Source organism: Streptomyces atratus (assembly GCF_900119365.1).
Classification (GTDB): Bacteria; Actinomycetota; Actinomycetes; order Streptomycetales; family Streptomycetaceae; genus Streptomyces; species Streptomyces atratus_B.
The window spans coordinates 430812-454314 of record NZ_FPJO01000002.1 but is presented as its reverse complement, the minus strand read 5'-3'; the positions used below and the strand labels follow the sequence as shown (position 1 = coordinate 454314).

24 protein-coding genes and 1 pseudogene are annotated in these 23503 nt (G+C 69.6%); 18 read left to right on the top strand and 7 right to left on the bottom strand.

Annotation, left to right across the window (positions count from 1 at the left end):
* Positions 1 to 16 precede the first annotated feature (16 nt).
* Positions 17 to 1180, bottom strand: a complete 1164-nt coding sequence (locus BT364_RS41370; RefSeq protein WP_177328033.1) for a hypothetical protein — start codon at positions 1178 to 1180, stop codon at positions 17 to 19.
* A gap of 482 nt (positions 1181 to 1662) precedes the next feature.
* Here BT364_RS41370 and BT364_RS06170 point away from each other — a divergent pair, with 482 nt between their 5' ends.
* Positions 1663 to 2754 carry a tetratricopeptide repeat-containing glycosyltransferase gene (locus BT364_RS06170; protein ID WP_072484056.1) on the top strand — a complete coding sequence of 364 codons (1092 nt, stop codon included), beginning with the start codon at positions 1663 to 1665 and terminating at the stop codon, positions 2752 to 2754.
* Between the two features lie 92 nt (positions 2755 to 2846).
* Here BT364_RS06170 and BT364_RS06165 read toward each other — a convergent pair whose 3' ends face one another.
* Together BT364_RS06165 and BT364_RS06160 are read right to left on the bottom strand one after the other, a co-directional pair.
* Positions 2847 to 3245: an SCO4983 family protein gene (locus tag BT364_RS06165; protein ID WP_072484055.1), complete on the bottom strand. Its 399-nt coding sequence runs from the start codon at positions 3243 to 3245 to the stop codon at positions 2847 to 2849.
* A 102-nt stretch (positions 3246 to 3347) separates the two neighbouring features.
* Positions 3348 to 4559 (bottom strand): pyridoxal phosphate-dependent aminotransferase, encoded by a 1212-nt coding sequence (locus BT364_RS06160; protein WP_072484054.1) that lies wholly within the window; start codon positions 4557 to 4559, stop codon positions 3348 to 3350.
* 349 nt (positions 4560 to 4908) lie between these two features.
* On the opposite strand from BT364_RS06160, the gene BT364_RS06155 reads away from it, so the two are divergent.
* The 6 genes from BT364_RS06155 to BT364_RS06130 all read left to right on the top strand — a co-directional run bounded on the left by BT364_RS06155 (position 4909) and on the right by BT364_RS06130 (position 8825).
* Positions 4909 to 5217, top strand: coding sequence for a helix-turn-helix domain-containing protein (locus tag BT364_RS06155; RefSeq protein WP_072484053.1), 309 nt, complete (start codon positions 4909 to 4911; stop codon positions 5215 to 5217).
* Positions 5218 to 5340: 123 nt separating this feature from the next.
* A complete protein-coding gene (locus tag BT364_RS06150) occupies positions 5341 to 5670 on the top strand; it encodes a hypothetical protein (protein ID WP_072484052.1) in 330 nt (109 codons plus the stop codon).
* A gap of 89 nt (positions 5671 to 5759) precedes the next feature.
* Positions 5760 to 6026, top strand: a complete 267-nt coding sequence (locus BT364_RS06145; protein WP_072484051.1) for a hypothetical protein — start codon at positions 5760 to 5762, stop codon at positions 6024 to 6026.
* Positions 6026 to 6937: a DUF3626 domain-containing protein gene (locus BT364_RS06140; protein WP_072484050.1), complete on the top strand. Its 912-nt coding sequence runs from the start codon at positions 6026 to 6028 to the stop codon at positions 6935 to 6937. Before BT364_RS06145 ends, BT364_RS06140 begins: the two co-directional genes overlap by 1 nt.
* 30 nt (positions 6938 to 6967) lie before the next feature.
* Positions 6968 to 7834: an AraC family transcriptional regulator gene (locus BT364_RS06135; RefSeq protein WP_072484049.1), complete on the top strand. Its 867-nt coding sequence runs from the start codon at positions 6968 to 6970 to the stop codon at positions 7832 to 7834.
* A gap of 130 nt (positions 7835 to 7964) precedes the next feature.
* Positions 7965 to 8825 (top strand): S1 family peptidase, encoded by an 861-nt coding sequence (locus tag BT364_RS06130; RefSeq protein WP_072484048.1) that lies wholly within the window; start codon positions 7965 to 7967, stop codon positions 8823 to 8825.
* Positions 8826 to 8889: 64 nt separating this feature from the next.
* Here the strand turns inward: BT364_RS06130 and BT364_RS06125 are convergent, their stop codons facing one another.
* On the bottom strand, positions 8890 to 9717 hold the full coding sequence (locus tag BT364_RS06125; RefSeq protein ID WP_072484047.1) for a TetR/AcrR family transcriptional regulator C-terminal domain-containing protein: 828 nt from the start codon (positions 9715 to 9717) through the stop codon (positions 8890 to 8892).
* Positions 9718 to 9801: 84 nt separating this feature from the next.
* Here BT364_RS06125 and BT364_RS06120 point away from each other — a divergent pair.
* Positions 9802 to 10596 (top strand): annotated as a pseudogene (locus tag BT364_RS06120) (siderophore-interacting protein); the annotation flags it as partial.
* A 303-nt stretch (positions 10597 to 10899) separates the two neighbouring features.
* Here BT364_RS06120 and BT364_RS06115 read toward each other — a convergent pair.
* Positions 10900 to 12228 carry an alanine racemase gene (locus BT364_RS06115; RefSeq protein ID WP_079179331.1) on the bottom strand — a complete coding sequence of 443 codons (1329 nt, stop codon included), beginning with the start codon at positions 12226 to 12228 and terminating at the stop codon, positions 10900 to 10902.
* A gap of 107 nt (positions 12229 to 12335) precedes the next feature.
* Here BT364_RS06115 and BT364_RS06110 point away from each other — a divergent pair, with 107 nt between their 5' ends.
* Genes BT364_RS06110 through BT364_RS06100 form a run of 3 tightly spaced genes read left to right on the top strand, consistent with a single transcriptional unit; the run spans position 12336 to position 14551 of the window.
* Complete coding sequence (locus BT364_RS06110) at positions 12336 to 13379, top strand: sugar kinase (RefSeq protein ID WP_072484045.1); 1044 nt, start codon at positions 12336 to 12338, stop codon at positions 13377 to 13379.
* Positions 13376 to 14134, top strand: coding sequence for an IclR family transcriptional regulator (locus BT364_RS06105; protein WP_072484044.1), 759 nt, complete (start codon positions 13376 to 13378; stop codon positions 14132 to 14134). Before BT364_RS06110 ends, BT364_RS06105 begins: the two co-directional genes overlap by 4 nt.
* A 6-nt stretch (positions 14135 to 14140) precedes the next feature.
* Complete coding sequence (locus BT364_RS06100) at positions 14141 to 14551, top strand: RidA family protein (RefSeq protein ID WP_072484043.1); 411 nt, start codon at positions 14141 to 14143, stop codon at positions 14549 to 14551.
* Between the two features lie 88 nt (positions 14552 to 14639).
* Here the strand turns inward: BT364_RS06100 and BT364_RS06095 are convergent, their stop codons facing one another.
* Both BT364_RS06095 and BT364_RS06090 read right to left on the bottom strand, forming a co-directional pair.
* Positions 14640 to 14828, bottom strand: a complete 189-nt coding sequence (locus BT364_RS06095) for a hypothetical protein (protein ID WP_072484042.1) — start codon at positions 14826 to 14828, stop codon at positions 14640 to 14642.
* 67 nt (positions 14829 to 14895) lie between these two features.
* The gene (locus BT364_RS06090) at positions 14896 to 16563 is read right to left on the bottom strand and encodes a chitinase (protein WP_072484204.1); all 1668 of its coding nucleotides are present in this window, start codon (positions 16561 to 16563) and stop codon (positions 14896 to 14898) included.
* 762 nt (positions 16564 to 17325) lie between these two features.
* On the opposite strand from BT364_RS06090, the gene BT364_RS06085 reads away from it, so the two are divergent.
* The 7 genes from BT364_RS06085 (at position 17326) to BT364_RS06055 (ending at position 23490) form a co-directional block, all read left to right on the top strand.
* A complete protein-coding gene (locus BT364_RS06085; protein WP_072484041.1) occupies positions 17326 to 18192 on the top strand; it encodes a hypothetical protein in 867 nt (288 codons plus the stop codon).
* A 75-nt stretch (positions 18193 to 18267) separates the two neighbouring features.
* Positions 18268 to 18975 carry a Flp pilus assembly protein CpaB gene (gene cpaB, locus BT364_RS06080; protein WP_072484040.1) on the top strand — a complete coding sequence of 236 codons (708 nt, stop codon included), beginning with the start codon at positions 18268 to 18270 and terminating at the stop codon, positions 18973 to 18975.
* Positions 18976 to 18982: 7 nt separating this feature from the next.
* Positions 18983 to 20266 carry a CpaE/TadZ family protein gene (locus tag BT364_RS06075; RefSeq protein ID WP_072484039.1) on the top strand — a complete coding sequence of 428 codons (1284 nt, stop codon included), beginning with the start codon at positions 18983 to 18985 and terminating at the stop codon, positions 20264 to 20266.
* Between the two features lie 15 nt (positions 20267 to 20281).
* The gene (locus tag BT364_RS06070; RefSeq protein ID WP_072484038.1) at positions 20282 to 20749 is read left to right on the top strand and encodes a TadE/TadG family type IV pilus assembly protein; all 468 of its coding nucleotides are present in this window, start codon (positions 20282 to 20284) and stop codon (positions 20747 to 20749) included.
* A complete protein-coding gene (locus tag BT364_RS06065; RefSeq protein ID WP_371268199.1) occupies positions 20746 to 21144 on the top strand; it encodes a TadE family protein in 399 nt (132 codons plus the stop codon). Before BT364_RS06070 ends, BT364_RS06065 begins: the two co-directional genes overlap by 4 nt.
* A gap of 59 nt (positions 21145 to 21203) precedes the next feature.
* Positions 21204 to 22541 carry a TadA family conjugal transfer-associated ATPase gene (locus tag BT364_RS06060; RefSeq protein WP_072484036.1) on the top strand — a complete coding sequence of 446 codons (1338 nt, stop codon included), beginning with the start codon at positions 21204 to 21206 and terminating at the stop codon, positions 22539 to 22541.
* A 10-nt stretch (positions 22542 to 22551) separates the two neighbouring features.
* Positions 22552 to 23490 (top strand): type II secretion system F family protein, encoded by a 939-nt coding sequence (locus BT364_RS06055; protein WP_072484035.1) that lies wholly within the window; start codon positions 22552 to 22554, stop codon positions 23488 to 23490.
* The last annotated feature ends 13 nt before the right edge of the window (positions 23491 to 23503 follow it).

Below are 23503 nucleotides of genomic sequence, written 5' to 3'. Positions count from 1 at the left end.
TGACAGGGTCAGACCGCTACTGGCTCTTCGAGAGTCCTTTCTCGGCCTCGGCACCACGCAGGACGGTGCCCGGCGTCAGCCCGAGATCGAGGTTGAGGGCGTCCAGGTACTGCTGCGCCGTGTTCTCGCTGCCGGCCGTCTGGTTGGCGTCCGGCGGGTTCTGGGTCACGAACGGTCCGCTCGGCACCTCGGTGAGGTCGAGGGGGTTCCAGGGCACCGGGTTCTCGGGGCTGCCGCAGTTGAGGGTCACCCCGTTGGATGCGCACTGGAGCTCGTAGACGAAGCTGTCCGTGGTGATCACCTTGAAGTTCGTCACCTGGCCCAGGGACGAAATGGTGGCGGCACAGACAGTGGCGGGGTCGGGGTAGCCGGGGTTCTGCTCCGGCGTGGTGAGGTCCTCGAACTTGTAGGTTCCCGTCTGGGGGTCGTCACGGTGGCCCCCGTACGTGATCCCCTGAGACAGGAAGACGCTGAATTCCTCGGTGCTGTTGGAGAGGATGGAGTCGATGTCCTGACCGCACCCACTGGGACCGGTGTCGCCGGTGTCGCCCTTGGCCCCGGTGTCGCCGGTGGCCCCGGTGGCTCCCGTGGCTCCGGTGGCTCCGGTGGCTCCGGTGGCCCCGGTGGCCCCGGTGGCTCCCGTGGCTCCGGTGGCTCCGGTGGCTCCGGTGGCCCCGGTGGCCCCGGAGGCTCCCGTGGCTCCGGTGGCCCCGGTGGCTCCGGTGGCCCCGGTGGCCCCGGAGGCTCCCGTGGCTCCGGTGGCTCCGGTGGCCCCGGAGGCCCCAGTGGCCCCAGTGGCCCCGGTGGCTCCGGTGTCGCCCTGCGGGCCGGTGTCGCCGGTGTCGCCCTGCGGGCCGGTGTCGCCGGTGTCGCCCTTGGGTCCGGTGGGACCGGTGGGGCCGGTGGGGCCGGTGGGGCCCTTGCACTTGTCCTTGTCCTTGCCCTTGTCGGCCTGGACGTCGGGAGCGATGGAGCGCTTCCCTCCGTCCCTGCACTTGTCGCCGCCCTGCGCGCCCACCGTGGTCACCGTGGCCGAGTGCGAGCTCGCGGTGGTCGCCAGCGCGGGGCTGGCGAAGCCGAGCGTCACGATGGCCAGCGATGCCACCGCACTGCCGGCGAGCCACTTGCTGCGCCGGGGAAGCGGGCCCAGCCCCGACGGGGTCCCGTTTTCAGGACTCATCTGCACTGCTCCTTGGGGAAATGATTGGATTCTTCGGAAGCTCCTTCGAGCCTTCTTGGGGATCTTTCGACAGTGCACGCAATGCGGTTGAGCGGTACGCAAGTTGATCAACGCAATGGCCCAATGCAAGTGCGCCATAAGAGTTCCATTGGTGTTCCGTTGCTACTCCGGTCGGTGCACGAACTGGATTCTCGGTTTGTGAGCGTCCCGCCTGGAGCCGATCAGGCGAATGGCGGCATTCTCCGTCCGTGGTTTCCCTGGTCGGCAATGCGGTGGCGATATGACTGTATCCGGGTGGTGGCACCGGGAAATGATCCGGATCTGCTGAATAAGACCCTCCGCCGCGGGATGGCCCCGCGGGTCCATCCCGCGCCAACTCGGCGTGGCGGCATGACTCGTGTCGTGCAGTCAAGTACCTGTCCCTTTCGGCTATTTAACTCGCAGAGTCGGTGAAACCTGTGAAATCAACAGTTTGTCTGAACATGATCGTCAAGGACGAGGCCCCGGTCATCCGGCGCTGCCTCGAATCCGTGCGCCCTTTGATCGACACCTGGGTCATCCTGGACACGGGGTCGACCGACGGCACCCAGGACGTCATCCGTGACGTCTTCAGTGATCTGCCCGGCTCCCTGCACGAGAGTCCCTGGAAGGGATACGACGGGAGTCGCAGTGAGGCGATCGATCTGGCGCGCGGCGAAGCGGACTATCTGCTGTTCATCGACGCCGACGATCTGATGGAGGTGGAGCCCGGCTTCCGCATGCCTGAGCTGACTCATGACGCCTACCGCGTCGCAGTGCACAACGCGCCCATCATCCATTGGCGCCCTGCGCTGGTCTCGACCCGGCTCCCCTGGCGCTACGTCGGCGTCCTGCACGAGTACATCGACTGCGGAACGCCGTACAGCCGCGGGACGTTGAAGGGCGCCAACATCCTCTCGGTGGGCGGCGGCGCACGCCTGAGGGGGGAAGGCCAGCGGAAGAAGTACCTGCGCGATGCCGAGACCCTTCAGCAGGGTCTGATCAAGGAACCCGACAACTCCCGCTACGTCTTCTACCTCGCCCAGAGCTGGCGCGATGCCGGAGAGCCGGAAAAGTCACTCACCACCTACGACCGCCGGGCAGGCATGGGCGGTTTCGCCGAGGAAGTCTTCTGTGCTCATCTCTACGCCGCACGGCTCGCGGCACAGCTCGACCGGCCGCCGGCCGAGGTGATCGACCGCTACCTCCGCGCACACGAAAGCCGCCCCTCGCGCGCCGAGGCCCTTGGTGAACTCGCGCGCCTGTGCCGAACGGACGGAGAACGCTGGCCACTTGCGTACATGTTCGCGCGGCAGGCGGCGCGGATTCCGTACCCGAACGACATTCTGTTCGTCGAGTCCGAATGGTACGACTGGCGCGCACTCGACGAACTCGCCGTAGCCGCCTACTGGATCGGCGAATACGAGGAGTCGCAGCGCTGCGGCGAACGCCTCCTCGAAGGCGGCAAGCTGCCCCGTGACCACTACGACCGTGTGGCCCGCAACCTCGAATTCGCGCGGAGCAAGCTGAGCTCGAAAGTACTCGCGAACGCCTGACTGCGGCCGGGCCGGGGGCCGCGCTGCCGGTCGTGGGCGGCACATGGGTGGCACCCGGCCCGCGCGCCTCGACGGCGCGCGGACCGGGGCCGTCAGTGGGCGCCGACCAGCGGGGCGGCGGGGGCGGCGGCGAGCGCCGCGGTGTGCGCATCCATGCGCTCGGCCGCGAGGATCGCGACGGCCGTGTCGGCGCGGGACGCGGCCACCACCAGTGCGCGGCCCGCGAGGGCGTGGGCGCGGCGGTGCAGTGCCGGTGCGGGCGCGGCGGTCCGGCCGGCGGGCCGGGCGGGCGGCGCGCCGCGCAGCCTGGCGACCTGCTCGGCGATGCGGTCGCCCGCCTCGCCGAGGTCCAGCTCGTCGGTGACCGCGAGGAGCGCGGCCAGATGCCCGGCGAGCTGGATGTCCAGCTCTTCCCCGCGGGAGCGGTGCGGGAAGTCGTCGGCGTGGTCGGCCGGTGTGTGGACCGATTTGGTGCGGATCGGTTCGTACATGGATGGCCTCCTGGTGTTGCAGTGGGACCATCCTACCTTGGATTCAGTCTAAAGTTGTCTGCGATCGATTCTGGTGTCCGTGGAATTGTCGGCGGGCGGGGATCAGGGCTGGCCGTACCCGTCCAGGAAGTGCGCGATCCGGTTCACCGCGTCCGTCAGGTCCTCGGTCGACGGCAGCGTCACGACCCGGAAGTGATCGGGCTCCGGCCAGTTGAACCCCGTACCGTGCACGACCATGATCTTCTCGGCCCGCAGCAGATCGAGCACCATCTGCCGGTCGTCCTTGATCTTGTAGACCTTGGGGTCGAGGCGCGGGAAGAGATACAGCGCTCCCTTCGGCTTCACACAGGTCACGCCCGGGATCCGCGTCAGCAGATCGTAGGCCGCGTCGCGCTGCTCCAGGATCCGCCCGCCCGGCAGTACCAGGTCGTCGATCGACTGCCGCCCGCCCAGCGCGGTGGCCACGGCGTGCTGCGAGGGCATATTGGCGCACAGCCGCATATTGGCGAGGATCGTCAGCCCCTCGATGTACGAGGACGCGTGCGCCTTCGGGCCGCAGACCGCCAGCCACCCCGACCGGTATCCGGCCACCCGGTAGTTCTTGGAGAGCCCGTTGAAGGTGAGCACCATCAGATCGGGCGCGATCGTCGCGGTCGGCGTGTGGGTCGCCCCGTCGTACAGGATCCGGTCGTAGATCTCGTCGGAGCAGACCACCAGATTGTGGCGCCGGGCGATCTCCGTCAGCCCGCGCAGCATCTCGTCGTCGTACACCGCACCCGTCGGGTTGTTCGGGTTGATGATCACGAGGGCCTTGGTGCGGTCGGTGATCCTCCGCTCGATGTCGGCGAGGTCCGGCATCCAGTCGGACTGCTCGTCGCACCGGTAGTGCACGGCCGTGCCGCCGGCCAGCGACACCGAAGCGGTCCACAGCGGATAGTCCGGAGCCGGTACGAGAACCTCGTCGCCGTCGTCGAGCAGCGCCTGCATCGACATCTGGATCAGCTCGGAGGCACCGTTGCCCAGGTAGATGTCCTCGACGTCGAGGTCGATCCCCTTGGTCTGGTAGTGCTGCATCACCGCCCGCCGCGCGGACAGCAGCCCCTTCGCGTCGCCGTAGCCGTGCGCCCCGGAGAGGTTGCGCAGTATGTCCTCGAGAATCTCGGGCGGGCACTCGAACCCGAACGCGGCAGGGTTGCCGGTGTTCAGCTTGAGGATGCGGTGACCGGCCGCTTCCAGCCGCATCGCCTCCTCGAGCACGGGGCCCCGGATTTCGTAACAGACGTTGGCGAGCTTCGTGGACTGGATGACCTGCATGTCTGGGAGCTTACGACCGCCCCCCGCGCACCGCCCGGCCTTTCCCCTCCGGTTGCCCCACCCGGGTACCCTCCCCGTCTTCCATCGCCATGCCCCCACCGCCCGGCACCGTGGGAACGCCGGGCGGGGACGGCGATGGGGCTTCGAATGCGGTGGAACAGGGGCGTGAGGACACGGACGGGTGAGATGCGCCACGACGCGGGAGGCGTTCGGGGCGTGCGGGCGTGACTGTGTTCCGTAAGACCAGGCAGCACGAGCAGGGACAGATCGACCATGCCGTGCGCGCCCAGAAAGTCTGCGAAAGCGCGCATCATGAACCGGTGACCGCGACGTATGGGAGGAAGGCGTGATGGCCGGACAGCACAGCCGCTGGATTGCCTCGGGTGTCCGGACGGAGGATCCGGAACGGATTGCCATTCGAGAGGCCCTGGCCTTCGGTAAAGCTCTCTACGACCGCCGCACCGCGCTTGGGCGCAGCGTGGCCGAGCTGGCCGGACGTACCGGCATGGAGGAGGACGACATCGAGTGCATCGAGGAGGGCGGTACAGCGCCGACGATCGAACTCCTCAGGAGCCTCGCAGCCGCCCTGGATGCCGATGTGCGCCTCACGCCCGGCCATGACCTCGGCTCTCTCTGGTTCGAAGCTCACGCGGCCTGACCGAGGGACATACGGGTGCGGAAGGCGGAACGGAGGGGTCTTCGGGACCCCGGTGCCTCCTCCGTACCTCAGATGTGGCTCAACCCGGGTGAGAGAGCAACTCCTCCCGGGGACCATGACCGCATGATCGGAAACGGGAAGCAGGATATGGCCGTGGTCGTGGTGCGCGACGCGGAAGCCATCGGTGCGGTGCTCCGGCAGGCGCTGGAGTCGGCGGGCGCGGAGGAACGCCCCGGCCTGGAGCGGGCCCTCGCCGTGGTCGCCGGCGCGGCCGGCGCACCGGACGCCGAGGTGCGGGGCCGCTGGGCGGGGCGCCGGATCAGGGCGGGCGGTCACCAGGGTCCGCTCGACGCGGTCGCGGCGGTCAAGGCACTGCGCAGGGCCGAGCCGGGCCTGAGCCTGCGCCAGGCGGTGCGGCTGTCCAGGGAAGCGGCCGCGACGGAGGCCGCGTAGCCCTGTGGCGGCCGGTCCCGCCGCACGGGGGCGACGGCCCCGGCAGAACTCGCATGACGTGCCCGGCACCCCGTCGTAGGGTCCCCGCCATGGACTGGCGGGCCTGGCACGACGCGTACGGCATCCCCGATTCATGGCTGGCGCGGCGGCTGCGGGCCGTCCGGGGCCGTGACCTCATCGACGTACTGGCGGACCACTCCCGGCGCGACGGCGTCCGGGCCCGGCTGGTGGAGCTGGACCCCGGAAACACCGCACCGGCCCGGGAGCCGGCCCGCAGGGCCGGGCTGACGCGGGTGGAGGTGGTGACGGGCGACGCCTCGCTCGCCGACCACTACGCCCAGGCCGCGAGACCCTGATGCGCGACACCACCACATCACCGCACACCGGCCCGTCCCCTCAGGGCCGGGCACTCGGTCATGTCGCGTCCCTCTCGTCGGGCCGGCCGGTCGACGCCTCGCTGCGGCTGACGCTGAACTTCCATCCCGACCGCGAGGCGGCGGGCAGACCGGCTCTGGTCGCTCTGGCACAGGACGGTGTCTACCGCTCCCAGTTCGTGACCGGCACGAGCAACGGCGGTCTCACGGCATACCCGGGCGGGGACAGATGGCGTTGGGAGAGCCGGATCTTCGACGGCGCCTACGACGGGGTGCCCGGCGAACAGCGGCCGGTCTACGGGGCGTTGAACTTCCGTGACTCCACCGTCGGGGCCGCCCCCAGGTTCGGCTCCGCGTATTTCCGGCTGACCGCGGACACCCTCCCGCGCGCCACATTCTGCTACCCGGACAGCGCGGCCGAGCCGGTGGACTTCGGTGTCGCGTCCGGGATGCATCTCATCGAGCTGGCCGAAGCCGACGAGCGGGACGCGCTCGACGACTACGTCGAGGCGCAGATCCACGGCCCGGTCGTCCTCGGCCGCCATGTGGAGGCCCTGGTGCTCGACCCCTGCTACCGGTCCACCCCGGTCGAGGAGGCGGCCCGCCGGCTTCCCTGCCGGACTGAGTGGCACGCGGGATTCCGGCTGACCGTCGAGCAGTTGCGGCGCCATCCCGGCTACCGGGGAGCGGAGTTCGTCGAACTCGGCGCCGAGATCGCCGAGGACGGCCTCCTCGATCCGCGGATCATCGGTGACGCCGCCCGCTCCGGCCGCCACGATCCCCAGGCGCTGAAGAAGGTCTGGCACTGCCTGGCCCGCTTCGGCGCACCGCCGCGCCCGACCCGACCGCACCGGGCACAGGATGTCGGGCCCGCGGGGGTGCGCGGTTCCTAGCGTGGGTGCTCGTAAGGGAAGGAGGCCGGGGTGCTGGAGAAGCTGAACCAGGCCATGGAGTACATCGAGGGCCGTCTCGGTCAGCGGATCGAGGCGGCCGAGCTGGCCCGGATCGCCATGACGTCGGAGTACCACTTCCGGCGGATGTTCTCGGCGCTGGCCGGGATGCCGCTGTCGGAGTACGTACGGCGCAGGCGGCTGACGCTCGCGGGCGCCGAAGTGCTGCACGGGGAGCGGACGTTGCTGGAGGTCGCCGTGCGCCACGGCTACTCCTCGGGGGAGGCGTTCGCGCGGGCGTTCCGTGCCATGCACGGCGTCGGTCCCGGCGAGGCCCGGCGGGCCGGTGCGGTTCTGCGGTCGCAGCCCCGGATGTCCTTCCGTCTCGTGGTCGAAGGGAGCAGCAGCATGGAGTACCGGATCGTGACGAAGGACGAGTTCCGGGTGGTCGGCAGGAGGGCGCGGGTTCCTCTTGTGCACGAGGGGGCCAACCCGGCCATCGCCGAGTTCGTCCGGGGCATCGACAAGGAGACCGTGGCGCGCATCGCCGCGCTGTCCGACCAGCAGCCGGAGGGCATCGTCCAGGTCAGCGACAACCTCGCGGAGAGCCGTGCGGAGGGGACCGAACTCGACTACTACCACGCCGTGGTGACCGGTGCGGACGCTCCGGACGACCTGGACGTGCTGGTGGTCGCGGCCGGCACATGGGCCGTCTTCGAGAATTCCGGGCCCTTCCCGGAGGCGCTCCAGTACCTGTGGCGGGACGTGTTCACCCAGTGGTTCCCGTCCAGTCCGTACCGGAGCAGGCCGGGGCCCGAGATCCTGCGCGTCCGGGTCTCGGAGGACGGTGCGCAGGGCGATGCGGAGCTCTGGATCCCGGTGGAGCCGACCACCGCCTGAGGCCGACGGCTTGAAACCGCCCCTTGTGGGGGTCCCTTCAGTGCGCCAACATGCGCATGTCAAATCCGAAGGAAACTTCGGTGGACGGGGCCATCGGGGCCCTGTCCTGGCTACTTGAGGGGACCCCCACATGAAGAAGCCTCTCGTCGGTGCGCTGTTCGCCGTCCTGCTCCTCGGGGCAGGTGTCGCGCCCGCAACCGCGGCAACCGGCCACGAAGCGGCGGCGCCCGCCGCGGTCAAGGAGAAGGTCAGGCCGAAGGCGGTCAACTTCGCCGGGACCGTGGCGCTCAGCAACTGTTCCGGCTCCGTCGTCCGCACCCCGGACTCCCAGCCCGGCGACCCCGCGCTCGTGCTCTCCAACGGGCACTGCATGGAGACGGGATTCCCGGGCCCCGGTGAGGTCGTGTTCGACCAGCCGTCCACCCGTGGCTTCACCCTGCTGAACGCCTCGGGCAGCGGTGTCGGCACCCTGCGGGCGAGCAAGATCGCGTACGGGACGATGACCGACACCGACATATCGGTGTACGAACTCACCAGCACCTACGCCCAGATCGAGAGCAAGTACGGCATCAAGGCGCTGGAGCTCAACACCGCGCACCCGGTCCAGGGCACCGCGATCACCGTCGTGTCCGGGTACTGGAAGCGCACGTACGCCTGCAACGTCGACGGCTTCGTCTACCGCCTCAAGGAAGGGGAGTGGACCTGGAAGGACTCGGTCCGCTACACCTCCGCCTGCCGGACCATCGGCGGTACGTCCGGCTCCCCGGTGATCGACAACGCGACCGGCAAGGTCGTCGCCGTCAACAACACCGGCAACGAGGACGGCCAGGAGTGCACGGACAACAACCCGTGCGAGGTCGACGAGAACGGCAATGTGACGGTGCGCGAGGGCATCAACTACGCCCAGGAGACGTACGGCATCGTGCCGTGCATCGGCACCGGCAACAAGTTCGACCTCGACCGTGCGGGGTGTGCGCTGCCCAAGCCGTGACCGTGTGAGAGTCCCGTCGCCGCCGCGATGCCCGCCACCGGGTGCCGCGGCGGCGATTCGCGGTTCACGGGGTCGCCGTGCGTCCGATCGCCGCCTCGATCCCGTCCAGCAGCACCCCGAGTCCCACGTCGAACGTCTCCCTCGCCTCCCGCTCCGGGTACGGCACCGCCTCCTCGCCGGGCGCGGGGGCCGGGGCCGGTGGCTGCGGGGCGGAACCGGTCTCCATCGCCATCAGGTCCGGATAGCGCTCCGCGAAGTCCGGGGCCACCTCGCCCAGCAGTGCCGAGCGGGCGAACCACCACTCCTCGTCCGACTCGCCCGTCGCCGCCGCGGCCTGCCGGGCCTCGGCGACCGTGCCGGCGCAGCCGCGGACGAAGTGGGACAGCGTGCCGACCAGCCGCCGCAGCAGCCGCGCTTCGAGCCCGGTCGTTCTCAGCAGGTGTACGAGGGTGTCCAGTCCCGCGTACTCGTGCGGGCCGAGGACCGGGCGGGCCTGCGAGACCTGGAGCACCCAGGGGTGGCGGAGTTGGAACTCCAGTGTGTCCCGCGCCCAGTCGGTCAGCCCCGCACGCCAGTCGCCGGTGTCGTCGTACTCCATGGGCAGCTCGGCGTGGACCGCGTCGTACATCAGGTCCAGCAGCTCGCTCTTGCTCGGGACGTAGGTGTAGAGCGCCATCGCGGTGCGGCCGAGCCGCTCGCCCACCGCGCGCATCGACAGCGCGGCCATGCCGTCCTCGTCCGCGACGGCGACGGCGGCGGTCACGATCGCGTCGACGCTCAGCCCCGGCCGGGGGCCGGGACCGGGGCGCCGGTCCTGCTGCTCCGGCCGGTCGGAACGCCAGAGCAGGGACATCGAACGGCGGGCGTCGCCCTGTCCGGCAAAGACCACCACTTGCGACTCCTTACGTCGTAAAGTAACTTCGCCCGGATAATTCCTTACGACGTAAGCTATCAGTCGGAGAGGGCGGGAGCCGCGATGGGTCAGGCGTTGGCCGTTTCGTATGTGCGGGTCGTCGGCGTGGAGCGGATCACTCCGCGGACGGCGCGTGTCACCTTTGCCGGTGACGCACTGGCGGGGCTCATGGAGGACCGGCCCGACCAGCAGATGAAGCTCTGCTTCCCCCGGGCGGGGCAGGCGGTGCCCCGGCTGCCGGAGCCGGACGCCGACGACACGTACGGCATGCGGTGGTACGAGGCGTACCTCGCGATCCCCGAGCCCGAGCGGCCGCTGATGCGGAGCTTCACCGTTCGCGGGTACGACCGTCGGCTGGACGTGATGGCGGTCGACTTCGTGCTCCATGGCGACGACGGGCCCGCCACCCGCTGGGGACGGGCCGCGCGACCCGGTGATGTGCTCGGCATGGTCGGCCCGTCGTCGCTGTACGCCCGGCCGCTGCCCGCCGCCGGCTGGCTGCTGCTGGCCGGCGACGAGACGGCGCTCCCCGCCGTCGCGACCCTGCTGGAGTCCCTGCCGGCCGGGGCGCGGGCGCTCGTCTGCGCCGAGGTCGCCGACGTGGCGGAGGAGCAGCCGCTCGGCTCGCCCGGCGACGTGACCGTCCACTGGGTGCACCGCGACCGGGGCGGGTCGTTGGCGGACGCGGTGCGGGCGGCCCGGCTGCCCGACGGGTCCGGGGCCGCGTGGCTGGCCGGTGAGGCGGGGGCGGTACGGGCCCTGCGCCGCCATCTGGTCGAGGAGCGCGGGCTGCCCCGGGCGGCCGTGCAGTTCAGCGGTTACTGGCGGCGCAGCCTCACCCAGGACGACGCCCCGACCGGCGTCGAGCGTGCGGGGGGCACAGGGGCGCGGGCCGGAGGAGTCCTCGGGGTGGATCTCGGCGATCCGGCCGTCGGTGATGGCCACATCGGCACGGTGGCGGGGGGCGCCGGTGCCGTCGACGACGTGGGCGTTACGGATGACCAGGTCCATGAGGGGCTCCACTTCAAGCCCCTCCGGTGGCCGATAGGCAGTTCGAGCCCCTCCGGCGATTGAGGAGCGGGGGGTCCGGGGGAGGAGCCCCCGGTTACGGGAAGGGGCGGGGCAGGGGAGCAGCCCCGCAGGGCAGCTCCCCCACAGGCATCAGAAGAACGTACGGATGTAGTCCGTGACCGTCCCGTCCGCCGCGACCAGCGGAATCAGCTGCCACTTGTCGAAGCTGGTGCACGGATGCGACAGGCCCATTCCCACCCAGTCGCCGACCTCCAGCTCCGCACCCGGCTCCGTACGCACCCAGGTGTGCTGGTCCGACAGACCGGTCACCGAGACACCCGCCGCGGGCCGGACCGTGCCGTCCCGGCCGGACCGCACGACCTGCGCCTCGGGAAGGTCGAGGTCGTACGCCGCGTCCCGCTTGCCCGCGTTGAGGAAGGCCTGCTCGGCCGTCGGGCGTGACACGACCTGCGCCCACAGCCGGAAGGCGGGCTGCAGAACCCCCTCCTCCGGCACCCGGTTGAACGGGGTCAGATGGCGGTAGTGACCGTCGTCGTGCGAGACATAGGCGCCCGAGCGCAGCAGCTTCAGGACCGGCGCGGACAGCTCCGGGATCTGTGCGAACACGTCCGCCACCGCGTCGAACCACGCGCTGCCGCCCGCACTGATCAGGATCTCCTCGCCGGCCGCGAAGCGCCCCGCGCGGTCGAAGCCGACGGCCAGCGCGACGAGCCGGCGCAGCCAGTCCCGTACCCGCTCGCCGGACGCCTCCGGCACCTCGCCCTCGTAACCGGCCACGCCCACCAGGCGCAGGGTCCCGGTCGCCGCCACCGCGTCGGCCACCGCCGCGCACTCGGCCTCGGTGCGGACACCGGTGCGCGCACCCTCGCCCGCGCCCAGTTCCACCACGACGTCGACGGGGCGGGAGGCGCCCGCCGCGCGCAGCGCCTCGTCCATCAGCTCCACGCCGCGCACCGAGTCGACGTAGCAGACGAAGCGGAACTCCGGGTCGGAGTCCAGCTCGGCGGCGAGCCAGCGCAGGGCCGCGGCGTCGACGAGCTCGTTGGCGAGGAAGATCCGCCGGATTCCGTACGCTCGGTAGACCCGCGCCTGGTGCGGCACGGCCGCGGTGATGCCCCAGGCGCCGTGCTCCAGCTGGCGGGCGAAGAGCTGCGGGGACATGGAGGTCTTGCCGTGCGGGGCGAACGCGAGCCCGTGGCGCTCCGAGTACGTCTCCAGGAGGGCGAGGTTGTGCTCGACCGACTCGGCGGACAGGGCGAGCACCGGGGTGGTGAAGCCGCCCGTGAAGAGGTTGCGCCGCTCGGCGGCGAGGGCGCCGACGGTCAGGCCCTCCGCGTCGGGCGGGAGCGCCTTGAAGCGGTGGTCGACCGGCTCGTCGGCGAGTCCGGACACAGGACGGTCGGCGGCCAAGGGGGCCTCCTCGATCGAAGTCGTCGTTGCATCGTGCGCAACACCCATTGCGTATATCGCTTGACGCTGTCTAACATCCGAGCCGACGCCGGGTCAATGGCGTGCACCCCCCGCCGCGCCCCGAACCGCATCACCGAACCCGCGAGGAGCCCCGAGTGTCCGGAACCCCGGCCAGGACCACCGACGCCGCCACGGCCGCCGAAGTCGTGTGCCTCGGCGAGTCCATGGTGACGTTCCTGCCGTCGCAGCCCGGACGCCTCGCCGACGTACCCTCCTTCGGCCGTGGCATCGGCGGCGCCGAGTCCAATGTCGCCTGCGCGCTGGCCGCCGTCGGACACCGGACGGCCTGGGTCAGCCGGGTCGGCGCCGACGGCTTCGGCGACCACCTCGTCGAGGCGATCGCCGGATACGGGGTCGACACCTCCGGAGTGCGGCGCGACCCCTCGCGGCCCACCGGGATCTACTTCCGCACCGCCACCGACCGGGCCACCGATGTGCACGAGGTCGCCTACTACCGGGCCGGCTCCGCCGCCTCCGCGATGTCGCCCCGGAACATCCCGTACGAGACGCTGCCCGCGACCCGGGTCCTGCACCTGTCCGGCATCACCGCGGCGCTCTCCGCCGACTGCCTGGACCTGCTCCACGACCTGACCGCGCCCCGGCCCGGCCGCCCGCTGATCTCCTTCGACGTCAACCACCGGCCCGGCCTGTGGCGCGACGCCGACGCGTCCCCCGAGGTGCTCCTCGAACCGGCCCGCCGCAGCGACCTGGTCTTCGTCGGCGAGGACGAGGCGGAGGAGGCATGGGGAGTGACGGGCGCGGAGGCGATCCGGGCGGCGCTGCCGGAGCCGTCCGTCCTGGTCGTGAAGCGGGGCGCGGAGGGCGCGACGGTCTTCTCGGGCACCGGTGACGTCACCACCGTCCCCGCCCTGCGCGTGGACGTCGTCGCACCCGTCGGCGCCGGCGACGCCTTCGCCGCCGGGTTCCTCTCCGCCACCCTCCGCGACCTCCCCGTACGCGACCGCGTCCGGCACGGCCACCTCATGGCCGCCGCCGTCCTCACCGTCCCCGGCGACCTCACCGCTCCACCGGCCCGCGCGCACGCCGACTCCCTTGCCGCACTGGACGACGACGCCTGGGGGAGACTTCGTCTCGGCCCCGGGTGGACGGGGGACGACCAGGAGGTACGTACGACATGAGTCAGACCGTCGACCGGGCGCTGAGCATCCTGCCTCTGCTCGCCCAGGGACCCGCCGACCTCGGCCAGGTCGCCGAGCGGCTCGGTGTCCACAAGTCCACGGCGCTGCGCCTGCTCCGTACGCTCCACGAGCACGGACTCGTCTACCGCCAGCAGGACCAGCGCTACCGCCTCGGCGCCCGCCTCTTCGCCCTCGCGCAGGAGGCCGTCGAGAACCTCGACGTACGGGAGATCGCCCACCCCCACCTCGTCGAACTCAACGAGAGCTGCGGTCACACCGTGCATCTCGCGGTGTACGAGGAACAGGAGGTCCTCTACATCGACAAGGTCGAGAGCCGCTACCCGGTCAGGATGTACTCGCGGATCGGCAAGCCCGTCGCGATCACCGTCGCCGCCGTCGCGAAGCTGCTCCTCGCCGACCTCTCCGAGCCCGAGCGGCGCGCCGTCGCCGAGAAGCTCGACTACCCCATGTACACGTCCCGTTCGACCCCGAACGCCGGTGCCTTCCTCAAGGAGCTCACCGTCGTCCGCGAACAGGGCTGGGCCACCGACCTCGGCGGCCACGAGGAGTCCATCAACTGCGTCGGCGCCCCCGTCCGAGGGGCGGACGGGCGGGTCGTCGCCGCGATGTCGGTCTCCGCGCCCAATGTCGTCGTCACGGCCGAGGAACTCCTCACCCTGCTCCCGCTGGTGCGCCGTACCGCCGACTCCATCAGCCGGGAGTACTCCGGCACCACCCGACCCAGGAAAGCCTGAACAGCCATGACCGAGAAGATCGCCCTCACCCCGAGCACCCACACCACGCCCCCCGCGAAGTTCTCGCACGGGGTGAAGAAGGGGAACATCCTCCAGGTCGCCGGCCAGGTCGGCTTCCTGCCCGCCGTCGAGGGCCGGGCCCCGACCCCCGCCGGTCCGACACTGCGCGAGCAGACCCTCCAGACCTTCGCCAACGTCAAGGCGATCCTGGAGGAGGGCGGCGCGAGCTGGGACGACGTGATGATGATGCGCGTCTACCTCACGGACGTGGACCACTTCGCCGAGATGAACGAGATCTACAACTCCTACTTCGCCGAGCAGAACCTCAAGGCGGCCCCCGCCGCCCGTACGACGGTCTACGTCGGCCTCCCCAAGGGCCTGCTGATCGAGATCGACGCGCTCGCGGTGCTCGGCTGAACCAGCTGATCCACTTGCCGCACCGTTCCACCGCACCACCGCACACGGCACGGCGCTCCACCCCATGGGGACGTCGAGCCGCGTCCGGTCAGGCCGCCGAGGCGCAGATGATGCTCCGGCCGTTGTTCACCTGCCAGTACCAGAACCGCTCCCCGCGCCCGGCCGGGCAGGTCCAGTCGGTGCCGGCCGAGGGCGCCCGGTAGTACCCGGTGATCCGGAGGATCGACTGGCCGGCCCGGGGGACGGTCGACGAGTTGCAGGACAGCACCACCGTCACGGCAGGGTGCCGTGTGCGTACCGGCCGTTCGTCATGTACCGGCTGCCGGTCACCCACCGGCCGTCGGTTACGGCAGGCCGTGCACGTGCGGCGCCACCGCGTTCGACCAGGCGTTGCCCGACTTGGCGTCCCAGTTGGTCGACCAGGTCATCGCGCCCCGGATGCCGGGGTACGTCTTCGAGGGCTTGAACGTGCCGCAGTCGGTGCCGGAGGCCAGGCAGTCCAGGGCCGCGTTCACGACCGAGGGCGAGACATAGCCGCCGCCCGCGCCGCTCGTGGAGGCGGGCACCCCGAGGCCGACCTGGGACGGGTCGAGGCCGCCCTCCAGCTGAATGCAGGCGAGCGCGGTGAGGAAGTCCACCGAGCCCTGCGAGTAGACCTTGCCGTCGCAGCCGAGCATCGAACCGCTGTTGTAGTACTGCGTGTTGACGACGGTCAGGATGTCCTTGATGCCGAGTGCCGTCTTGAAGTACTCGCTCCCCGTGGACTGCATGTCGATGGTCTGCGGGGCCATCGTGATGACGAGGCCCGAGCCCGCCTTCTGCGACAGCGAGCGCAGCGCCTTCGTCATGTACGTGGAGTTGAGGCCGTTCTCCAGGTCGATGTCGACACCGTTGAAGCCGTACTCCTGGATGAGCGAGTGGACCGAGTTCGCGAAGTTGGTCGCGGAGGCGTCGCTGTTGACCGAGATGGAGCCCTTCTCGCCGCCGACCGAGATGATGACGTTCTTCCCGGCCGCCTGCTTCGCCTTGATGTCGGCCTTGAACCGGTCGACGGTGTAGCCGTTCAGGCCCGCCGTGTCCAGGTTGAAGGTGACGGCGCCCGGCGTGCTCGTGGCGTCGGCGAAGGAGACCGCGATGATGTCGTAGTTCGCGGGTACGTCGCTGAGCTTCTGCACGGTCGCGCCGTTTTTGAAATTCTGCCAGTAGCCGGTCACCGCGTGCTTGGGGACGGAGGTGCCGGGGTTGGGGTTGCCGCCGCTCTCCTTGGCCGTACGGCCGCTGACCGTCGTCGACTTGACGGACTCGCCGGCCGCGTTGGTGGCGGTCACCGCGAACTGGTACGCCGTGTCGGCGGCCAGCCCCGTGACCGTCGCCGAGTTCCCGGTGGTCGTGGTCGCCTTCTGACCGTCCCGGTAGACGGTGTAGCCGGTCGCGCCGGACACCGCGTTCCAGGACAGGGCCACGGAGGAGGAGGTGGTCGCGCCGACCGCGAGCCCGGCCGGGGCGGACGGGATGGTCGGCTCCGGGTCGGTGCCGCCCCCGCCGTCGGGGCCGTTGACCGAGACGTCGTCCACCAGATAGGCGGACTGCCCGTACCAGCCGTGCGTGTAGACGTCGACCGAGGTGGTGTTCGGGCCGGTCTTGAAGGTGGTGGTGAGCTGCGTCCAGTCGCCGGAGCCGGGGGACCAGGTCGACACGTCGGTGGTTCCGGTGCCGCTCGCGCCGAGGTACGCGTACCCGCCCTGCACCCAGGAGCTGAGCGTGTACGTCGAGCCGGGCTTCACGGCCACGGTCTGCCTGCACCGCGCGGTGTCCTGGCCGGACGGCGTGGCCTTGAGGGCGGCGGTGCCACCGTGCACGGGGGAGGAGACGGTGGTGCCGCCGCTGCCCGTACAGGACCAGTTGGCGAGCCCGGACTCGAAGCCCGCGTTCTTGGCGACGTTGATGTCGGCGGCCTGGGCGCTTCCGGCGAGACCTGTGGCGGTCAGCGCGCCGGCCGCGAGGACGGCCATGGTGGCGCCGAGCCGGATTCGGCGGCGCCCGTGGATTCTGTGGCCGCTGAGGGGGGAACGTTCCACTTGCTGCCTCCGTGGGGGAGTTGGGGATACCTGCCGGGAGTGCCCGGGGACGAGCCGGCGGGGGACCGGCGGTGCTCCGGACCGTCCGGGAGGTGACGGGGAGAAGAAAGGGGATGTGGAGTTGAGGAACGGTGGCCACCGTTGGCCGATAAGCTGGTCCAGACCAATCGAGTTGTCAAGACCTCTGGCAGCGAGACCTGCGGTGATCGTGTCCGTCGGATGGGTCCGTTCGCGCTCCGCTTGTGCCCCGCGATGCCCTCCGTGGGCCGCCGAAGTCCAGTCGGCGCGCCTGTGAATTGACGTTTTGTTGACCTCTCGGGGTCACGTGCGGGTGAAGGGGCGGAGTGCTCGGACAGTGACGATCCGGCCCCCGGTGCGAGGCCGGTGCGCAAGGTTCCGCATCCGTGCTGACGTGCGCGGATGATTTCCCGGCGCAAGGTGGCCGGGAGGTGGATCCGTAACCCTCCGCAGTTGTACAGAAGTTGACGATTTTCGATTTGATCCGATTTAGCACTCCGGTGTAACGCGGGCGCCTCGCACATGTTGTCGGACTGGCCTCCGAAAAGTGTTCTCTGCCAGGTAAGACGTGGATAAAGTGCTGAGGCAGAACCGCGGAGCAGGAGCGATTGCGGCCGACGTCATGACCGGCGTCCGGCCGGAGCCGAAACGGGGAACAGCGTGCCGACCGCAATAGCAGTGACCAGTGCTGACTTGGTACTACCTCCGACCGATCAGCAGACACCGACAGCCGCCCTGCTGCAGGCACCCGATGCCCAGGCGCTGGAGCTGGCCATCGGTGACATGCACGTGCTGCTCGAACAGCACGGCTATGTAGTCGCCGTCTACCCGTCCGGCATCTCGCCCGCGCACGAGCGCCGGCTCTACTCCGTGCGCTCGGTCCTGGAGAGCGACCGCATCGCCCTGGTCAAGGTGGACCTCCCGCCGCTGGGCGTCGCCGTACTCGTCAGGCAGCTGCGCCAGTTGTCCATCTGTGACTTCAGCCCGGGAGTGGTCGCCTCCGCCGCCCGGCTGCTGACGCACTACATCCACGCGGGCGCCCTGCTCCACTCCGTCACCAAGTTCGACCGGGTCCCGGTCGACCTCAGGACCCATGCGAAGTCCTGGGTGCCCGGTTCGCAGTTCGCCGTGGTCGCGGGGCCCGAACCGCAGCTCGTCAGGGTCGGCCCGAAGGCCGACCCGCCGACCGGTCCGGAATTCGGCACCCATCTGATGACCGCCAAGGGGCAGTCCCAGTCGGAGTGGGTGAAGGAGACCCTCGCACCCGCGTGGCAGGTCCAGTCCATTCATGAGTCCGCACTTCCGTCCGAATCCCCGGCATGGTGGGGAACCGGAAAACTGGTGGAATTCGCCGCCTACCTGCCAGACATCTCCGTCCTGTACCAATTGGTGGCCTCCGTACGCCGTGAGAACTGCCGCTGGTGCCGAATGGAACTCATCGGTGACCGCTGCGGGTTCTGCTCCTCCCCGCTACCCGCGGCCGAGAACCGAATGCACTCCGCCGGTGTCCTCAGCCATGGAGCGCTCGCACCACCGCAGTCCTAGCGCTTCCGCTTTCCTCCGTAGACGCCCTTCTGTCCGCTGCCCCAAGCATCCGAATCGAACGAGGTTGTCCGGCCCATGAACTCCCGTCAGCGCCGCGGCGTGATACTCCTGCTTTTGTCGGTTCTGTGCGCCTTCGGCGCCTTCGCCGGCGTGCTCTCGGTGATCAGCGATGTCAACTCCAAGGTCGGGCCGGAGGTCTCGGCCTACCAGCTGAAGTCCGACGTAGCCCCCTATACCGCCCTGTCCTCCGGGCAGTTCGAGAAGATCTCGATGCCCAAGCGCTGGCTCTCCACCAACGCGGTCACCGATCTCTCCGAGGTGAACGGCAAGATCGCCGTCACCCAGCTGCGCAAGGGTTCGCTGCTCCAGTCCGACATGATGCAGCGGCGTCCCGAACTGCAGCCCGGGGAGCAGGAGATCGCCATCATGATCGACGCAGCGACCGGTGTCGCGGGCAAGATCACCCCCGGCGCCACGGTCAACATCTACGCCACCTTCGAGAGTGAGAAGGACGGGGAACCGTCCCAGTCGAAGGTCATCGTCTCCAACGCCAAGGTGCTGGACGTCGGCAAGCTGACCGCCCTGGAGCCCAGCAACGACGGCAAGTCAAACATGGGTACCGAGGCTGTCCCGATCACCTTCGCGCTCAACACGCTCGACACCCAGCGCATCGCCTACGCCGAGTCCTTCGCGGCGCACGTACGCCTCGCGCTCCTTGCCTCCGGCAGCGACAGCACCATCCGTCCGGGCGACCGCACCTACACGCTCGACAAGGACAAGTGAGGATCGAATGACCACGAGGATCCTCCCGGCCGTCGGTGACGTCGACGCGGCCAGATCCGTCACCACCCTGCTCAGCCAGCTCCCCGACGCGGAGCCGGCCGCTCCGGTCAGCGACTCGACCCAGCTCATCGACACCCTCGCCCGCCTCGCGGGCGAGTCGCTCGACGATCTGCCCGAGGTCGTGCTGGTCCACGAGCGGATCGGACCGGTGCCGGCCCTGGAACTGATCCGGGAGGTCTCCCTGCGCTTCCCCGCCATCGGGGTCGTGCTGATCACCGCCGATGTCACCCCCGGTCTGTTCTCGTCCGCGATGGAGTCGGGTGCGCGTGGTGTCGTCACCCTCCCCCTGAGCTATGAGGAATTGGCCAGCAGGGTTCAATCCGCGGCCCAATGGTCCGTCGGAGTCCGACGCCACCTGACCACCGGGGCCGATGTCTTCACCGGTCCCGGCGGTACGGTCATCAGCGTCAGCGGCGCCAAGGGCGGCGTCGGGACCACCGTCACCGCCGTACAACTGGCCCTGGCGGCCCAGGCGTCCGGGCGCACTGTCGCCCTGGTCGACATGGACCTCCAGGCCGGTGACATCGGCTCGTACCTCGATGTGCAGTTCCGGCGTTCCATCGTCGACCTGTCGTCGATCACCGACATCTCGCCGCGCGTCCTGTCCGACGCCGTGTTCAGCCACGGCACCGGTCTGGCGCTGCTCCTGGCACCCAGCGAGGGCGAGAGCGCCGAGGAGGTCAGCGACCGCTCGGCCCGGCAGATCGTCAGCGCCATGCGCTCGCGCTACGAGGTCCTGATCGTCGACTGCGGCAGCCAGCTCCAGGGCGCCAGCGCGGCGGCCATCGAGATGGCCGACACGGCACTGCTGGTCACCACACCCGATGTGATCGCGGTGCGCGGAGCCAAGCGTGTCGTACGGATGTGGGACCGGCTCCAGATCCGCAAGGCGGAGGAGACGGTCACCGTCGTCAACCGCTTCATCCGCAACACCGAGATCCAGCCGCAGCTGATCGAGAAGATCACCGGCACCAGCACGGCCAACACCGCGATTCCGGCGAACTTCAAGGAACTCCAGGCCGTCGTCGACGCCGGCCGGCTGCACGAACTCGACTCCAAGAGCACGGTCAAACAGGCCCTCTGGGCCCTTGCGGGCGAGCTCGGCATCGTCAAGGTTCCTGAGAAGGAGAAGAACGGCGCGAAGACCGGCGCGAAGTTCAAGAACGACCGAGGCTCGATCGGGCGCCGACGCGACCGCGACGGCGACTCCAGGAAACGGCCGACGACCTAGGGGGCAAGTTGACCAATGGCACTTACCGAGACGAAAGACACGGAGATACGGGGAAGGCGTTATGGTGACGCCGCCCCGGTCGGGGACGGGATGCGCGCCCGCCTCCTCGGCCGCGGGCGAGACCGCGGCCAGACCGCGATCGAGTTCCTGGGCGTCACACCGCTGATCATCCTGCTGCTGATCGCGCTCTGGCAGTGCGCGCTGATCGGCTACACGTTCTCCCTGGCGGGGAACTCGGCGGACCAGGCGGCACACAAGGGCGCCATCGCGCAGGGCACGCGCGGACAGGCGTGCCGGGACGCGGCCAAGGAGGACCTGCCGACGGTCTGGCGGAAGTCCATGAAGCGGACGAAGTGCGAGAGCTCCGGCGCGCTGTACAAGGCCACCGTGAAGCTGCGGGTGCCGGTCCTGGTGCCCGGAGTACTCAACTGGCCGATGACCATCGAGGGCAACGCCGCGTCGCCGCTGGAGGCCGAGCGATGAGCATGCGCGTACACACACCGGGCCGGAAGGCCGCCGCGAACCGCCGGGACCGCGGCCAGGTCGCCATCGAGTACATGGGCTTCATCCCGCTGCTGCTCCTGGTGGGCCTCTTCGCGATTCAGCTGGGGGTCGCCGCGTACGCCGCCAACCAGGCGGGCACCGGTGCCCGTGCGGCCGCGCGTACCGCCACCCAGGACGTGCCGCGCGGGGACTCGGAGCGGGCGGGGCGCGACGCGATGAGCGACTGGCTCGGCAGCTACAAGAACTCGAAGTTCAGCAGCGACGACGGGACCGGCGAAGTGACGTACACCACTCGCGTGAGGATCCCCTCCGTTGTGCCCGGAATCGACGACTGGGGCTGGGCCAGTCGCAGTTCCACCATGCCGCGAGGGTGAGCGGGGCCCGCATCGCAACACCGGAGCACCACTAGCACGTCTGAGCGAGGAGTTACGCAATGAGTCTGCGGGCACGCATGACCGCCCCCGAGAAGAACGGCGGGGCGCGGGAGGACAGCCACATGGTGGCCACGTACCGCGCCAAGCTGCTCGAAGAGATCGACCTGGCCGAGATGTCGTCGCTCGCCGCCGCAGACCGGCGAGCGCGGCTGGAGCGCGTGCTCAGCCACATCATCAGCCGCGAAGGGCCGGTCCTCTCGACCGTCGAACGCACCCAGCTGATCCGCCGGGTCGTCGACGAGGCCCTCGGGCTCGGCATTCTGGAACCGCTTCTCGAAGACGCGTCCATCACCGAAATCATGGTGAACGGACCGGACCAGATCTTCGTCGAGCGCAGCGGCAAGGTCGAGAAGCTGCCGATGCGTTTCAGTTCGCACGAGCAGCTGATGCAGACGATCGAACGCATCGTGTCGACGGTCAACCGCCGCGTCGACGAGTCAAACCCCATGGTTGACGCGCGTCTACCCAGTGGTGAGCGTGTCAACGTCATCATCCCGCCGCTGTCGCTGACCGGTGCGACGCTCACCATCCGACGGTTCCCGAGGGCCTTCACCCTCCAGGAAATGATCAACGTCGGCTCGCTCGACGAGCAGATGCTGATTCTGCTGTCCGGGCTCGTCCAGGCAAAACTCAATGTGATCGTCTCCGGAGCCACCGGTACCGGGAAGACGACCCTCCTCAACGCGCTCTCCGGTCTGATCCCCGACAGCGAGCGCATCGTCACCATCGAGGACTCCGCGGAGCTCCAGCTCCAGCAGAGCCACGTCATCCGGCTGGAGTCCCGGCCGGCGAACGTCGAGGGGAAGGGCCAGATCAGCATCCGTGACCTGGTCCGCAACTCCCTGCGTATGCGCCCCGACCGCATCGTCGTCGGTGAGGTCCGTGGTGGTGAGTCGCTCGACATGCTCCAGGCGATGTCGACCGGTCACGACGGCTCGCTCGCCACCGTCCACGCCAACAACGCCGAGGACGCGCTCATGCGTCTGCAGACCCTGGCCTCGATGTCCGAGATCGAGATCCCGTTCGAGGCGCTGCACGACCAGATCAACAGCGCCGTCGACGTGATCGTCCAGCTGACCCGCCACGCCGACGGTTCCCGCAAGATCACCGAGATCGCCGTTCTCGACTCGCACGGCAGGGACCCCTACCGCATCGTGTCCGTTGCCCGGTTCGACGCCCAGCCCATGGACGCCGAAGGACGGATCAACGGCGAGTTCAAGTACCTCCCGATCCCGCGCAAGATCGCCGAGCGCCTCTACATGGCCAGCCAGCCCGTCCCGCAGGCCTTCGGGGTTGCCGAATCCGCCGAACAGCTCGCCACCCGAGAGGCCAACTAGGTACCGAGCCATGACGAATCTCCCTCTACTCACCATCGGCGTCACGCTGCTCGCCGGCGTCACCGGCGTCGCGGGTCTGCACGCCTACAGCGGTGGCAGGGCCGACCGGGACGCCCTGGTGGACCGGCTCTCACACACCGGGCACATACCGGAGACGGGCCGCCGTCGCCGGTTCCGGGCACTGGACAGCCGGCTGCGGAAGACCGGCCTGGGCCGGAAGCTCGAACTGAAGCTGGCCGCCACCGGCCTCGACATCACCCCGGGCGAGTTCTTCGTCTACGCCTTCGTCGCCATGGCGGGGCTCTGGATGATCGCTTCGTCCCTGCTCGCCAGCTTCTTCGGCCCGGTCGCCGCGCTCATCGGTCTCTGGGGAACCAACGCCTTCCTGAACTGGCAACGGACCAAGCGCACCGAGCACTTCATCAATCAGCTTCCCGAGCTCGCCCGCATCCTCGCCAACGCCACCCAGGCCGGCCTGGCGCTGCGTACGTCCATCGGCATGGCGGCCGACGAGCTGGAGGATCCGGCGGGCGAGGAACTGGCCCGGGTCGCCCGTCGCCTCGCCGTCGGTGAATCCCTTGATGACGCGATGAGCGAACTCACCGACCGGCTGCCCTCCCGCGAGCTCGTCGTCCTCGTGACCACCCTGGTCCTTTCCAACCGGGCCGGCGGTACGGTCGTCAGCTCGCTGCGCAACCTCACCGAGACCTTGGAGGAGCGCAAGGAGACCCGACGAGAGGTCAAGACCCAGCTGTCCCAGGTGACGGTCACGGCCTATGCCGTTCCCGCTTTCGGCCTGGGCGCCATGCTCCTGATGAACGCGGTCATGCCCGGCGCTCTCGACCGTATGACCGGTGCACTCATCGGCCAGGTCGCGGTGATCGTCTCTCTTGCCCTGTACGCGATCGGATTCCTCGTGATCCGACGCCTGTCCAAGATCGACGTCTGATGGGTGGCGCATA

Excerpts from the sequence above, each read along its gene's own strand:
- BT364_RS06140 (WP_072484050.1), top strand. The coding sequence starts at position 6,026 with ATGCGCGACACCACCACATCACCGCACACCGGCCCGTCCCCTCAGGGC.
- BT364_RS06065 (WP_371268199.1), top strand. The coding sequence starts at position 20,746 with ATGAGCATGCGCGTACACACACCGGGCCGGAAGGCCGCCGCGAACCGC.
- BT364_RS06070 (WP_072484038.1), top strand. The coding sequence starts at position 20,282 with ATGGCACTTACCGAGACGAAAGACACGGAGATACGGGGAAGGCGTTAT.
- BT364_RS06090 (WP_072484204.1), bottom strand. The coding sequence starts at position 16,563 with ATGGCCGTCCTCGCGGCCGGCGCGCTGACCGCCACAGGTCTCGCCGGA.
- BT364_RS06075 (WP_072484039.1), top strand. The coding sequence starts at position 18,983 with ATGACCACGAGGATCCTCCCGGCCGTCGGTGACGTCGACGCGGCCAGA.
- BT364_RS41370 (WP_177328033.1), bottom strand. The coding sequence starts at position 1,180 with ATGAGTCCTGAAAACGGGACCCCGTCGGGGCTGGGCCCGCTTCCCCGG.
- BT364_RS06145 (WP_072484051.1), top strand. The coding sequence starts at position 5,760 with ATGGACTGGCGGGCCTGGCACGACGCGTACGGCATCCCCGATTCATGG.
- BT364_RS06150 (WP_072484052.1), top strand. The coding sequence starts at position 5,341 with ATGATCGGAAACGGGAAGCAGGATATGGCCGTGGTCGTGGTGCGCGAC.
- cpaB (WP_072484040.1), top strand. The coding sequence starts at position 18,268 with ATGAACTCCCGTCAGCGCCGCGGCGTGATACTCCTGCTTTTGTCGGTT.
- BT364_RS06115 (WP_079179331.1), bottom strand. The coding sequence starts at position 12,228 with ATGGGTGTTGCGCACGATGCAACGACGACTTCGATCGAGGAGGCCCCC.
- BT364_RS06100 (WP_072484043.1), top strand. The coding sequence starts at position 14,141 with ATGACCGAGAAGATCGCCCTCACCCCGAGCACCCACACCACGCCCCCC.
- BT364_RS06165 (WP_072484055.1), bottom strand. The coding sequence starts at position 3,245 with ATGTACGAACCGATCCGCACCAAATCGGTCCACACACCGGCCGACCAC.
- BT364_RS06055 (WP_072484035.1), top strand. The coding sequence starts at position 22,552 with ATGACGAATCTCCCTCTACTCACCATCGGCGTCACGCTGCTCGCCGGC.
- BT364_RS06170 (WP_072484056.1), top strand. The coding sequence starts at position 1,663 with ATGATCGTCAAGGACGAGGCCCCGGTCATCCGGCGCTGCCTCGAATCC.
- BT364_RS06155 (WP_072484053.1), top strand. The coding sequence starts at position 4,909 with ATGGCCGGACAGCACAGCCGCTGGATTGCCTCGGGTGTCCGGACGGAG.
- BT364_RS06160 (WP_072484054.1), bottom strand. The coding sequence starts at position 4,559 with ATGCAGGTCATCCAGTCCACGAAGCTCGCCAACGTCTGTTACGAAATC.
- BT364_RS06105 (WP_072484044.1), top strand. The coding sequence starts at position 13,376 with ATGAGTCAGACCGTCGACCGGGCGCTGAGCATCCTGCCTCTGCTCGCC.
- BT364_RS06130 (WP_072484048.1), top strand. The coding sequence starts at position 7,965 with ATGAAGAAGCCTCTCGTCGGTGCGCTGTTCGCCGTCCTGCTCCTCGGG.
- BT364_RS06060 (WP_072484036.1), top strand. The coding sequence starts at position 21,204 with ATGAGTCTGCGGGCACGCATGACCGCCCCCGAGAAGAACGGCGGGGCG.